General features: G+C 64.7%; 12 protein-coding genes and 1 tRNA gene. 11 read left to right on the top strand and 2 right to left on the bottom strand.

What is annotated here, in order from left to right:
• Window positions 1–168 precede the first annotated feature (168 nt).
• The gene (locus AC1AYX_RS06175) at window positions 169–2292 is read left to right on the top strand and encodes a hypothetical protein (protein WP_476502690.1); all 2124 of its coding nucleotides are present in this window, start codon (window positions 169–171) and stop codon (window positions 2290–2292) included.
• 183 nt (window positions 2293–2475) lie between these two features.
• Here the strand turns inward: AC1AYX_RS06175 and AC1AYX_RS06170 are convergent.
• A tRNA-Met gene (locus tag AC1AYX_RS06170) sits at window positions 2476–2552 on the bottom strand.
• Window positions 2553–2741: 189 nt separating this feature from the next.
• Here AC1AYX_RS06170 and AC1AYX_RS06165 point away from each other — a divergent pair.
• The 10 genes from AC1AYX_RS06165 (at window position 2742) to nucS (ending at window position 12124) form a co-directional block, all read left to right on the top strand.
• The gene (locus AC1AYX_RS06165; RefSeq protein WP_476502689.1) at window positions 2742–3776 is read left to right on the top strand and encodes a homoserine O-succinyltransferase; all 1035 of its coding nucleotides are present in this window, start codon (window positions 2742–2744) and stop codon (window positions 3774–3776) included.
• Between the two features lie 373 nt (window positions 3777–4149).
• Complete coding sequence (atpB, locus tag AC1AYX_RS06160) at window positions 4150–4962, top strand: F0F1 ATP synthase subunit A (RefSeq protein WP_476502688.1); 813 nt, start codon at window positions 4150–4152, stop codon at window positions 4960–4962.
• Between the two features lie 53 nt (window positions 4963–5015).
• Window positions 5016–5246, top strand: a complete 231-nt coding sequence (gene atpE, locus AC1AYX_RS06155; protein WP_034528870.1) for an ATP synthase F0 subunit C — start codon at window positions 5016–5018, stop codon at window positions 5244–5246.
• Window positions 5247–5301: 55 nt separating this feature from the next.
• Window positions 5302–5820, top strand: a complete 519-nt coding sequence (locus tag AC1AYX_RS06150; protein ID WP_476502714.1) for a F0F1 ATP synthase subunit B — start codon at window positions 5302–5304, stop codon at window positions 5818–5820.
• A gap of 28 nt (window positions 5821–5848) precedes the next feature.
• A complete protein-coding gene (locus AC1AYX_RS06145) occupies window positions 5849–6679 on the top strand; it encodes a F0F1 ATP synthase subunit delta (protein WP_476502687.1) in 831 nt (276 codons plus the stop codon).
• 117 nt (window positions 6680–6796) lie between these two features.
• Window positions 6797–8425 (top strand): F0F1 ATP synthase subunit alpha, encoded by a 1629-nt coding sequence (gene atpA / locus AC1AYX_RS06140; protein WP_476502686.1) that lies wholly within the window; start codon window positions 6797–6799, stop codon window positions 8423–8425.
• A 3-nt stretch (window positions 8426–8428) separates the two neighbouring features.
• Window positions 8429–9349 carry a F0F1 ATP synthase subunit gamma gene (locus tag AC1AYX_RS06135; protein WP_476502685.1) on the top strand — a complete coding sequence of 307 codons (921 nt, stop codon included), beginning with the start codon at window positions 8429–8431 and terminating at the stop codon, window positions 9347–9349.
• Between the two features lie 9 nt (window positions 9350–9358).
• The gene (gene atpD / locus AC1AYX_RS06130) at window positions 9359–10846 is read left to right on the top strand and encodes a F0F1 ATP synthase subunit beta (RefSeq protein ID WP_034528882.1); all 1488 of its coding nucleotides are present in this window, start codon (window positions 9359–9361) and stop codon (window positions 10844–10846) included.
• Entirely contained in the window at window positions 10846–11142 is a 297-nt protein-coding gene (locus tag AC1AYX_RS06125; protein WP_034528884.1) for a F0F1 ATP synthase subunit epsilon, read from the top strand. Before atpD ends, AC1AYX_RS06125 begins: the two co-directional genes overlap by 1 nt.
• Window positions 11143–11389: 247 nt before the next feature.
• Window positions 11390–12124 carry an endonuclease NucS gene (nucS, locus tag AC1AYX_RS06120; protein ID WP_476502684.1) on the top strand — a complete coding sequence of 245 codons (735 nt, stop codon included), beginning with the start codon at window positions 11390–11392 and terminating at the stop codon, window positions 12122–12124.
• A 177-nt stretch (window positions 12125–12301) separates the two neighbouring features.
• On the opposite strand, the gene AC1AYX_RS06115 is transcribed toward nucS, so the two are convergent.
• A complete protein-coding gene (locus tag AC1AYX_RS06115; protein WP_476502683.1) occupies window positions 12302–13294 on the bottom strand; it encodes an FKBP-type peptidyl-prolyl cis-trans isomerase in 993 nt (330 codons plus the stop codon).
• Between the last annotated feature and the right edge of the window lie 62 nt (window positions 13295–13356).

Genomic DNA, 13356 nt, shown 5'->3' with positions numbered 1-13356 from the left:
TCCACAACACGCCCGGCCTCGGGGGCTCCGACCACAAGGCCCGGAAAACGGGGTGCGCGCCGCCCGTTTCCGCGAACATGAACGCATCCGTCCGACGGCCCCGGCACGAGGGCGGACGTAGGGAACAAGCAGCGCCCCATCGGGGCGCAGGACAGGGAGGACACGAGCATGACCGACGAATCGAATCTCGGGTCGCATGGTGAGACGCGCGCACGGAAGCGCCCCAGTCTCGCCGCGATCATCGCGGCCATATCGGCGATGATGACGATGATGGCCGTCGGCGTACCCGCGGCGCTCGCCGACGGCGGCATGAGCTGGGCGCCGGTGAACACGTATCTCGAATACGACGTGGGCACGCTGAAGGGGCAACGGATCGGCGCGATCACCAGAACCGCCGACGGACGCCTCGTCTACTGCATGGAAGCCGGCAAGACCGCCGGAACCAGCTACTCGTCGTCGCACATCCGCGACGACGGCGAGGCGGCGAGACGCATCGGATGGCTCGCCGACCACTATCGGGAGAACCGCGACGCACGCACCCATGCCGCCATCGGCATCCTCGTGCACGACCACTTCGACGCGGATCCGGGCGAATGGCAACGGCACTACGCGGCGATCCTGCAACGGCATCCCGGACTCGACGCGCGGGCCGCCGAACTGTGGCAGGAGGCGGGCGCGCGCGTGCCGATGGGCATCCGCGTCGAATCCGAAACGGTCGACGGCGTGCGCAACGGATGGGTCGACGTGCAGGTGACCAACGCCGGCGGCCAGGGCATCGCCGGCATCCGCTACGAACTGCGCATCGAAGGCCCGGCGCGGTTCGACGCGGGCGACGGCGGCGCGGCGGGCGCCGTCGTGAGCGGCGTGACCGATCTGAAACCGATACGGCACACGTGGACCGCCACCGGCAAAGGCGAGGTGAAGGTCCACTCAAGCTACGACCGTCCGCGCATCGAACAGTTCGTCAGCGACCAGGACTACATCGGATTCGGCAAGCAGGAAAGCGTGTCCAACGTGGGCGTCGCCTTCCGCGTGCGCAAGGACTTCACGCCGACGCTCGCCACCGTCACCGCGGCGAAGATCGTCGACGCCGGGCAGGAGGTCGGCGACCAGGTGACCTCCGGCGTGGCCGGCGACGACGATCACTGGAAGGACGGATTGAAGCTCGTCGCCGACGGCTGGTACTTCGACGACATCCCCGCCGACCGGCTCGTCGACCGCATGGAACCGAAGGAAGGCGAAAGCGTCGAGGACTTCCTCGCGCGCGTGAAACGACGCGGCTACGAGCCGGCCGCCCAAGGCGAGGCGACGTTCACCGGCGCCGGACAGCAGGTGACCGCGAAGGCGACCGGCAAGGACGGCAAGCCGTACCACGCGCCCGCGCGCGGCGGCTTCGGCACCTGGGTGTGGGCGATCGACGCGTCGAAACAGAGCGACGAAGCCAAGGAATACGTGCTCGCTGACGTGGTCACGCCGTTCCTCGACGCGACCGAAAGCAACTCGAACCGCGCGAAGCTGGAGGTCGAATCGACCGTCACCGAGCACGCGGCGCAGGTCGGCTCGCACCTGAGCGACACGATCACGGTGAAGGGATTCCCCGACGACCACGGCACGTTCGCCGGCGACGAGGCCTACGGCATCGGCGCCGACCAGCCGCTCGCGCAGGTGAGCGTCTGGTGGTCCGGCGACCCGGACGATCCCGCGAACGATGACGCATACGAGCCGAAGGGTGCCGAGGAGCCCGCCGAGGACGCCAACCACCGACTCGTGGGCACCTGGGAGTATCCGGCCGTCAACGGGCGGATCCGCGTGGGAGCGGGATCGCCCGACGCGCACGGCAATCCGGTCGAGATCAAGGCGGACGGCCACGGCTGGTACGTGTTCGTCTGGAAATTCGCCGGCGACGACCGCGTGATGCCCGCCGCCAGCCGCTACGACGACAAATGGGAGCACACGCGCGTAACCGTCGAGGAGCCGGACGAGCCGTGCGAGCCCGAGGAGCCGTGCGAACCGGAGGAGCCGGAGGAACCCTGCGAACCGGATGAGCCGGTCGAGCCATGCGAACCGGAGGAACCCGAGGAGCCGTGCGAGCCCGAGGAACCGGTCGAGCCATGCGAACCCGACAACCCCGACGAGCCGTGCGAACCGGTGGAGGAGGAGTGCAAACCGGACGAGCCGAAGGAACCGCTGCCCCAGACCGGCGTGAACGTGGGATTCGTGTTCGGCGTGGGCATCTCCGCGCTCGCGGTGGGCGCGTTCATCCTCGCCGTGATCAAGCGCCGGAGCCTGTAGCAGAGGTCCGCCTCCGTGGCGGCCCACCTACAGTGGACTGCTTCTCTGAAGGGTGACCAGCGGTTTGCGCCCCCTTCAGGGGGAGCTGGCGGCGAAGCCGGCTGAGGGGGTATCTGCCCGGCAAGCGCCCGGCTCGGAAAACGAAAAACGCTAGGAATCGTTGTGATTCCTAGCGTTTTCTGTTGGTAGCGGGGCATGGATTTGAACCATGGACCTCTGGGTTATGAGCCCAGCGAGCTACCGAGCTGCTCCACCCCGCGTCGGCTTGTCTTTGCGACAGCTCTATCTAAGATACCGGCGAATCGGTATACGTCAAATCGGAGCGCTATCGGCGTGTCGCGTTTGCGTGGTTCGCGGGGCGGGGGTTGATAATCCGCGATAAGAAAGAAGTATGGCGTCGGGGAAGCCTGCGACGTGCGGCAAATCCGCGTTATGGCCATAATGAAGACATGCCTATCAAGATTCCCAGCGGCCTGCCGGCCAGAGCCATCCTCGACTCGGAGCGCATCTTCGCGCTTGAGAAGCCCGAGGCGGAGCGTCAACGCGTCCGCCCGCTCAAGCTGGTGATCCTGAACCTCATGCCCAAGAAGATCGAGACCGAGACCCAGCTGCTGCGTCTCATCTCGAAATCCCCGCTGCAGGTCGAGGTCGACTTCATGAAGACCTCGACGCACGAGGCCACGCACGTGTCCGCCGACCATCTGCTCAAGTTCTACGAGAACCTCGACGCGTTCGCCGACAACTACTATGACGGCTTCGTCGTCACCGGCGCCCCCGTCGAGCACATGCCGTTCGAGGAGGTGGACTACTGGGAGGAGTTCCAGACGATTCTCGACTGGGCGTCCACGCACGTGTTCTCCACGATGTACCTGTGCTGGGGCGCGATGGGCGCGCTCTACCGGCGCTACGGCGTGCGCAAGGTCGACTACGCCGAGAAGGTGTTCGGCGTGTTCCCGCAGTATCTGCAGGACGAATACTGCTTCCTGACGAACGGCTTCGACGAGATCGCGCTGCAGCCGCACTCGCGCCTCGCCGGCGTGGACGAGCGCGATGTGCGCGCCAACCCCGATCTGCAGATCCTCACGTGGGGGCCGGAGTCGGGGCCGGGGCTCATCGCCACGCGCGATTTCTCCGAGGTGTTCGCGCTCGGGCATTGGGAGTACGGCAAGTACACGCTCGCCGAGGAGTACGAGCGCGACATGGCGAAGGGCATGAGCAACGTGCCGTTCCCGAAGAACTACTTCCCGCACGATGACCCGTCGATCGAGCCGCTGTTCGCGTGGCGCGCGCACGCGAACCTGCTGTGGCGCAACTGGCTCAACTGGGTGTACCAGACCACGCCGTACGACCTGACGGAGGTGCCGGAACTGCGGGCCGAGAAGCGGCTCGGCACGGACCGGTCGATCCGGCATGAGCCGGGCGGACCCCGCAAGGACGGTTTCGCGCCGTTCGCGCACGACGGCTACGGGGTGATCCGGGGCTGATCCAAGGCCGATTTCGGGTTGCTTCGGAGCCGGCCTGCTTGCGATGCGGACAGTGAACGTCCATTATTTGGTCTGGTAAATGGTCACAATATGGCAACGGATTACTTCTGGAAAACCGCTTGAAAAAGCCGGAAACCCGCGTCGTTCCAACGATGTAATACGACAACACGCCGATGTGGCGGCCATTTGGTTTTGTCCCAAGACCGGCCAATAATCGGCAATCAGTCAATTTCGGAGCTCGACGCCGGCCCGACCCCATGCCGAGGCCGGTGGTTCCGAAGAGGGAAGACGGAAGACGAATTCATCGACACGTCACATTCGCCGACCCAGTTGGTCTAAACTGACACCTGACTAGAAGAAGCAGGAGGCGCGAATGATTGGTGCTGCACTCAACTCGCTGACGTTGGCGAGTGCCACGCAACCGGAGTACCCGAGCATCGACGATTTTCTCCCTCCGGAACTGCTGTTCCAGGGAACCCCGTTCGCCATCAACCGAATCATCCTGGTCCGCATTCTCGCGACCATCATCATGCTGATTGTGCTGGGCATCACCGCGCACCGCGTGAAGCTGATCCCGGGCCGTTGGCAGGGCGCGGTCGAATGGCTGATCGAGTTCGTGCGCGACCAGATCGTCTACCAGGTGATGGGCGAGGTGCGTGGCAAGCGCTACGTGCCGATGGTCACCACCGTGTTCTGCACGCTGCTGGTGTTCAACCTGTGCGGCATCATCCCGGGCTTCAACATCGCCGCCTCCGCGACGATCACGCTGCCGCTGGTGTTCGCCATGTGGTGCTTCTGCCAGTACTGGATCGCCGGCATCCGCGAGAAGGGCCTCGGCCACTTCCTGCGTGACGAGCTCTTCCCGAAGGGCGTGCCCGCGCCGATCTACATCCTGCTGTCGCCGATCCAGCTGCTCGAGCTGCTCGTCATCCGCCCGTTCTCGCTGACGATCCGACTCTTCGCCAACATGGTCTCCGGCCACCTCATCCTCGGCCTGTGCCTGTCGGCCACCCAGTTCTTCCTGATCGACATCGCCAACAAGGCGATGGCCCCGTTCGGCGTGATCACCTTCGCCGCCGGCATGTTCATGTTCCTGTTCGAGGCGCTGGTCGCCTGCCTGCAGGCCTACATCTTCGCGATCCTGACGACCGCGTACATCAATATGAGCTTCCCCGAGGCCGACTGACCCAGGGACAACAAACTGTTGCTATCACGGCAATAACCAGAAAGGAAACAACCATGGATATCGTTACCCTCGCTGCGGTTGCGGGCAACCTGAACGTCGTCGGCTACGGCCTCGCGGCCATCGGCCCCGGCATCGGTCTGGGCATCCTGATCGGCAAGACCATCGAGAGCACGGCCCGCCAGCCCGAGCTCGGCGGCCGCCTGCAGACGCTGATGTTCCTTGGTCTGGCGTTCGTCGAGGTGCTGGCGCTGCTCGGCTTCGTCGCCGCCTTCATCTTCCAGTGATCGATAGCCCATCCGAAACGAATCTCCAAGGACATGAAAGGAGGAAGACGTTATGGTGACTGAAGCCGCGAGCGGCGTCGAGCTGTTCCTGCCTGAGACCTATGACATCGTGTGGTCGCTGATCATCCTCGTCATCGTCGCCGTATTCTTCTACAAGTTCTTCCTGCCGAAGTTCCAGGCCGTGTTCGATGAGCGCGCCGCCAAGATCGAGGGTGGCATCGCCAAGGCCGAGCAGGCCCAGAAGGACGCCAACGCGGCCAAGGCCAAGTACGAGGCCCAGATGAGCGAAGCCCGCGTCGAAGCCGCGAAGATCCGCGACGACGCCCGTGCGGAAGCCTCCCACATCGTCGCCGACGCGCGCACCCGCGCCGAGGCCGATGCGGCGCAGATCACCGCCAACGCTCAGCGTTCCCTCGAATCGCAGCAGCAGCAGGCCCTCGTCTCCCTCAAGGGCGAGGTCGGCACGCTCGCAACCGCGCTGGCCGGCAAGATCCTCGGCGCCAAGCTCGAGGACAAGGACGTGCAGTCGTCGATGATCGATTCGATGCTCGACGATCTGGACGCCAAGAAGTGAACATCCGCAACGAGAAAGGGAGGTGACCATGCGAGGAGAGGCATCTCGTATTGCAGACCGCGAGTCGCGTGATTCGCTGGCCCCGAAGCTTCGCGACACCCGTGAGGACGCGTGGCGGATCGGCAACGAACTGTTCACGATCACCCGTGTGCTGGATGACAACATCGCGCTCGAGCGCGCGCTGACCGACCCGTCCCGTCCGGTCGCCGACAAGGTGGCCGTGCTCAAGGAGATCGTCGGCGACCGCGTGCACCCGATGACGATGGAGATCCTGACCGATCTGGTCGGTCGCCAGTGGAGCAAGGCCCGCCACATCGCGAACGCCGTCGAGGACTTCGGCGTCGACGCGATGATGTACTACGCGGACGCCACCGGTGCCACGCTCAAGGTGTCCATCGAGCTGTCCCAGCTGAACTCGGCGCTGCTGACCCTGCCGGTCGTGCGCGCCAAGCTGTACGACGACCAGGCCACGAGCCAGGCGCGCGTCGCGCTGTTCCGCGAGTTGTTCGGCGGCAAGGGCCTCAACAAGGTCACGATGCGTCTCGCCGAGCACGCCACGTGCAACCTGCGCCGTCGCCGCTATCTGGAGACCATCCAGTGGCTGATCAACAAGTTCTCCCGCCACATGGGCGAGTCGATGGTCACCGTGACCACCGCCACCCCGTTGACGAAGGAGCAGATCCTGCGACTGGTGAAGATCTACACGGCGAAGGTCGGACGCCCGGTGCACATCAACGCCGTGGTCGACCCGTCCGTGCTGGGCGGCATGCGCATCCAGGTCGGCGACGAGGTCACGGACAACACCGTGGTCGCGCAGCTCGAACATCTCCACCGCACGGTGAAGGCCGGCACGAACTGAGCACCGACTGACAGGCCCGCGTGCGCCGGGCGGGGCCATCGGCCTCCGCAAGCGCCGCACGGCTGAACACACAAGCAAAGACTTGCACTGAACAAGAAACCAAATGAAGGAGTGATCATGGCAGAACTGACCATCGATCCCGCCTCGGTACGCAAGGCCTTGGACGACTTCGTGTCGTCCTACCAGCCGAGCGACACTCCCACCCAGGAAGTGGGCTATGTCGCCACGGCCGGTGACGGCATCGCGCACGTGACGGGGTTGCCTGGTTGCATGGCCAATGAGCTGCTGACGTTCGAAGACGGCACGCTCGGCCTGGCGTTCAACCTTGACGCCCGTGAGATCGGCGTGGTTATCCTCGGCGATTTCGCTGGAATCGAGGAAGGCCAGGAAGTGCGCCGCACCGGCGAAGTGCTCTCCGTGCCCGTCGGCGACGGCTACCTCGGCCGCGTCGTGGACCCGCTGGGCAAGCCGATCGACGGCCTCGGCGAGATCAAGAGCGAAGGCCGCCGCATCCTCGAAGCCCAGGCTCCGGACGTGATGCACCGCCACCCGGTCGACGAGCCGCTATCCACCGGCCTCAAGGCCATCGACGCGATGACGCCGATCGGCCGCGGCCAGCGCCAGCTCATCATCGGCGACCGCCAGACCGGCAAGACCGCCATCGCGATCGACACCATCATCAACCAGAAGGCGAACTGGGAATCCGGCGATCCGAAGAAGCAGGTGCGCTGCATCTACGTCGCGGTCGGCCAGAAGGGCTCCACCATCGCCTCCGTGAAGCAGAGCCTCGAAGACGCGGGCGCCATGGAGTACACCACCATCGTGGCCTCCCCGGCCTCCGATTCCGCCGGCTTCAAGTACATCGCCCCGTACACCGGATCGGCCATCGGCCAGCACTGGATGTACAACGGCAAGCACGTCCTCATCGTCTTCGACGATCTGTCGAAGCAGGCCGAGGCGTACCGATCGATCTCCCTGCTGCTCCGTCGTCCGCCGGGGCGCGAGGCCTACCCGGGTGACGTCTTCTACCTGCACTCCCGTCTGCTCGAACGCTGCGCGAAGGTCTCCGACGACCTCGGCGGCGGCTCGATGACGGGTCTGCCGATCGTCGAGACGAAGGCGAACGACGTGTCCGCCTACATCCCGACCAACGTGATCTCCATCACCGACGGCCAGATCTTCCTTCAGTCCGATCTGTTCAACGCCAACCAGCGTCCCGCCGTGGACGTCGGCATCTCGGTCTCCCGAGTCGGCGGCGCCGCACAGACCAAGGCTCTCAAGAAGGTCTCCGGCACGCTGAAGATCTCCCTGGCGCAGTACCGTTCGCTGGAATCCTTCGCCATGTTCGCGTCCGATCTGGATGCGGCGTCCAAGGCCCAGCTGACCCGTGGTGCCCACCTGACCGAGCTGTTGAAGCAGCCGCAGTTCCATCCGTACTCGATGGAGCAGGAGGTCGTGTCCGTCTGGACCGGCACCCACGGCAAGCTCGACGACCTCGAGCTCAAGGACGTGCTGCCCTTCGAGCAGGGTCTGCTGGACTACCTCGATCACAACACCGACATCCTCAAGACCATCCGCGAGACCGAGGACTTCACCGCCGACACCGAGGCGGAGCTGGCCAAGGCCGTCGATGCGTTCCGTGCGACCTTCGTGTCGTCCACCGGCAAGCCGCTGGTCGACAAGAAGCCGGACGTGTCCAAGGCCGCTCCGGTCGAGCAGGAAAAGATCGTGGCGGGAGAGAAGTAAGCCATGGGCTCGCAACTCGCATTGAAATCACGCATCCACTCCACCGAGTCGTTGGAGAAGATCTTCAACGCCCAGGAGATGATCGCGTCTTCGCACATCGCCAAGGCCCGTGACGTCGCCTTGAACGCGAAGCCGTACACCGATGCGATTTTCGATGCCGTGCAAGCGTTGGTGGCACACACCCATATCACGCATCCGATCGCGGTGAAGGACGAGAACAACCCGCGCGTGGCCGTTCTCGCCCTCACCTCGGATCGTGGCATGGCCGGCCCGTACACCTCTTCGATCATCCGCGAGACCGAGTCGCTGCTGGCTCGTCTCGAGGATGCCGGCAAGAAGCCGGAGCTGTTCGTGTACGGGCGTCGCGGTTCGACGTACTACAAGTACCGCAACCGCGACGTCGCGGCCACATGGGAGGGCGACACCGACCAGCCCGGCGTGGAAATCGCTGAGACGATCTCCAACGCCCTGATGGACGCCTATATGAAGCCGGCGGACCAGGGCGGAGTCTCCGAACTCTACATCGTCTACACCGAGTTCATCAACATGGTGGTCCAGAAGGTGCGCGTGCTGCGCATGCTGCCCGTCGAGATCGTGGGCGCGCCGACGGCGCGCGCATCCGAGGAGGAGTCCTCCGATTCGGACGACGTCTCGCCGCTGTACGCCTTCGAGCCGAGCCTGGACGAGGTGCTGGATGCGATTCTGCCGAAGTACATCCAGTCCCGCATCCACGAGTGCCTGCTGACCGCCGCCGCCTCCGAGACGGCGAGCCGTCAGAACGCCATGCACACGGCTACGGACAACGCACGCAATCTGATCGACGATCTCACGCGCAAGCTCAACGCCTCGCGTCAGGCCTCGATCACGCAGGAACTTACCGAGATCATCGGCAGCGCCGACGCGCTGAATACAAAGGAAGAGTAGGAACGCACTATGGCTGAGAATCAGACCACTGTGGCTTCCGAGAGCAACGGCGAGCCGATTCACGGACGCGTCACCCGAGTCCAGGGTTCGGTCATCGACGTTGAGTTCCCGGTGGGCCATCTGCCCGACATCTACAACGCCCTGAAGGTGACGATCGTCAACACGGGCGCCAAGGAGGAAGGCGAGGCCAAGTCGACCACGATCACCCTCGAGGTCGAACAGCACCTCGGCGACTCCACCGTGCGCTGCGTCGCGCTGAAGCCGACCGACGGCCTGGTGCGCGGCGCCTCCGTGTTCGACACGGGCGCGCCGATCTCCGTGCCGGTCGGCGACGTGACCAAGGGCCACGTCTTCGACGTCGCGGGCAACGTGCTCAACAAGAAGCCGGACGAGACCATCACCGTGACCGAGCGTTGGCCGATCCACCGCAACCCGCCGGCGTTCGACCAGCTGGAGTCCAAGACCCAGATGTTCGAGACCGGCATCAAGGTCATCGATCTTCTGACCCCGTACGTGCAGGGCGGCAAGATCGGTCTGTTCGGCGGCGCAGGCGTCGGCAAGACCGTCCTCATCCAGGAGATGATCCAGCGCGTGGCGCAGAACCACGGCGGCGTCTCCGTGTTCGCCGGCGTCGGCGAGCGTACCCGTGAGGGCAACGATCTGATCGGCGAGATGGACGAGGCCGGCGTTCTCGAGAAGACCGCCCTGGTCTTCGGCCAGATGGACGAGCAGCCGGGCACCCGTCTGCGCGTGCCGCTGACCGCACTGACCATGGCCGAGTACTTCCGCGACGTACAGAACCAGGACGTGCTGCTGTTCATCGACAACATCTTCCGCTTCACGCAGGCTGGTTCCGAGGTGTCCACGCTGCTGGGCCGTATGCCTTCCGCCGTGGGCTACCAGCCGAACCTGGCCGACGAGATGGGCGCGCTTCAGGAGCGCATCACCTCGACGCGAGGCCACTCCATCACCTCGCTGCAGGCCATCTACGTGCCGGCCGATGATTACACCGACCCGGCCCCGGCCACGACCTTCGCCCACCTCGACGCGACGACCGAGCTTTCCCGTGACATCGCCTCGAAGGGCATCTACCCGGCCGTGGACCCGCTGAGCTCCACGTCGCGAATCCTCGATCCGCGTTACGTCGGCCAGAAGCACTACGAGTGCGCCAACCGCGTCAAGGCGATTCTGCAGCGTAACAAGGAGCTGCAGGACATCATCGCCCTGATCGGCATCGACGAGCTCTCCGAAGAGGACAAGACCACCGTCAACCGTGCCCGCCGCATCGAGCAGTTCCTCGGCCAGAACTTCTACGTGGCCGAGAAGTTCACCGGTCGCCCGGGCTCCTACGTGCCGGCCGACGAGACCATCGAGGCCTTCACCCGCATCTGCGACGGCGTGTACGACGACGTCCCGGAGCAGGCGTTCTCCGGCATCGGCGGCATCGACGACCTCGAGGAGAAGTGGCACAAGATGCAGAAGGAACTGGGTGCGTGATGGCAGGATCGGAAAAGACCACGATGAAGGTGAACATCGTCGCGGCCGACCACCCCGTGTGGCACGGCGAGGCGAAAAGCGTGACCATCCCCGCCTCCGAAGGCGGCATGGGCATCCTGCCGAACCATGAGCCGGTGCTCACGGTCATCAAGCAGGGTACGCTCACTGTGGTCGAGCCCGACGATGCCCGTCACACGTTCGAGGTGACCGACGGATTCATCTCCTTCGACTCGAACAAGCTGACCGTCGCGGTCGAACGCGGCCACGACGTGCAGTACTCCGGTCCCGAGCAGTGACCGGGTCCCCATTGACCCGCTGACCTCGGCGTCCTAAAGCCCTCTTCAGGATTCAAGGAATCCCGAAGAGGGCTTTTTCGTCCCATGGTGCGGCAACACACTTTCTCCATATCCCCGGAATCATGCGGTTTTCGGCGACCGCACCATGGGAGTTTTACCGCACCATGGGAGTTGCGCCGGGGGTGTGAGTGGGTTGTGGGTGAGGTGTGGTGAGTGGGGTGGGGAGGATGCGGTACAGTGAGCCGTTATGCGCATTCTTGTGGCCGATTGCTCGGCGGAATACTCCGGACGACTCAACGCATCCCTGCCGTTCGCCAGGCGCGTCCTGCTCATCAAGGCGGACAACAGCCTGCTGATCTTCTCCGAACTCGGCTCGTACAAGCCGCTGAACTGGATGAGCGCCCCCTGCACGATCCGCGAAATCGTCCCGGAAGCGGGGGAGAAGGGCGCGGACGCGACGGATGCAGACGCGGCGGACGCAACCGCACCGCAGCCCGAGAAGGTGCTGCGCGTCACGGCGGACAAGTCATCGGACATCCTGGAAGTCACGCTGTACCACGTGTATTCGGACGAAAGCTATGATCTGGGCGTCGATCCCGGTCTCGTCAAGGACGGCGTCGAGGACCATCTGCAGCAGTACCTCGCCGAACAGATCCACCGCATCGGCGACGGCGCGAAACTCGTGCGCCGCGAATACCCGACCGCCATCGGCCCGGTCGACATCATGGCCGTCAACGCGGACGGCGAACACGTCGCCATCGAGATCAAACGCCACGGTGGCATCGACGGCGTCGAACAGCTCACCCGATACTGCGAGCTGCTGAATCGCGACCCGCTGCTCGCCCCCGTGCACGGCATCTTCGCCGCGCAGACCATCACCCCGCAGGCGCGCGTCCTCGCCGAGGACCGTGGCTTCCGCTGTCTGATCCTCGACTACGAGGAGATGAAGGGTACCGAGGACGACTCCCTGCGTCTGTTCTGAACAGGCCGTGATGGCGCGTCGGCCGCGTTGCTCCTCGGTCGACGTGCCTGCGCACGCCTTCCCTCGGTGCGCCTTGCCGACACGCGCATCACGGCCCGTTCTAGCCCAACAGCAAAGCCCCCTCTGACGCAGTTCAGTCAGAGGGGGCCGACATGTGGGACGTAATCGTGCGACCGATCAGTAGGCGCCGAGGATGTCGATGACGAAGACGAGGGTCGAGTTCGCAGGGATCGAACCCTGGGCGGTGTCGCCATACGCCTTGTCCGGCGGGATGATGAGCAGCACCTGCGAGCCGACGGTCTGGCCGCGCAGACCCTCCTGCCAGCCGGTGATCACCTGATGCTGGCCGTTCGTCGAATCGCTGAACAGGTCGGCGTCGAGCGTCGTGTTCTTCGACCAGGAGGAGTCGAACTGCGTGCCGTCGGTCAGCCAGCCCGTGTACTTGACGACCGCGGTGTTGTCCTTGGTGAGCTCCTTGCCCTTGCCCTTGACGAGCGTCTGCACGACCAGCGAATCCACGGAGCCCTGGCCGTTCATGTCGATGGACGGTTTGCCGTTCTTGGCGCGCGTCACCTTCGGCAGGTTCGACGGGATGTCGGTCACGACGTCGCCGGTGGCCTTGGTCAGGTCCTTGGAGCGGGAGACGAGCGTGTAGGCGAGCAGGTAGGACGTGCCGGAGCTGTTCGAGTCGTTGACGCCGAACACGATCGTCGAGTTGAGCTTCAGTCCCACCATCTTCGTGTACGGCGGAATCTGCTTGAGGTTCGAGTCGGACAGCTGGATCGAGCAGTCGGGCGTGTTCTTCTCCCACGAGCTCATCAGCTCGGAGCCGTCCTTCGCGTTGATCGCGATGCCCTGGGCGCACACGCGGTCGCCCTTTTCGATGGTCTCGCCGTCGCCGTTCTGTACGACCGCGTACGTGTTGTTCTGCACGGTCATCGGCGTCTTGAACTTGATGCTCGGCTTCGAGCCGAGGTCGCCGGTCGCCGTCACGCCGGCGATCTGGTCCATCTTCGTCGACGACGAGCTGGAGGAGGAATCGGACGAGGACTTCGAGGAGTCCTTCGAATCGGAGTTCGAACCGCCGCACGCGGCGAGCGTCGCGCACATGGCGAGCGAGCAGATGGCCGCCAGAGCGGTGCGGATCACGGAATGAGAAGTGTTGCGCATGGGCACCACCCTAGCCGCCAACCGCGATTTTCCCGCCGTTCCCACCCGGCTTTCAGGCCTGG

This window comes from Bifidobacterium sp. LH_419 (genome assembly GCF_056356955.1).
Note: the sequence above shows the minus strand (reverse complement) of the source record. Positions and strands in the feature narration are given on the sequence as shown.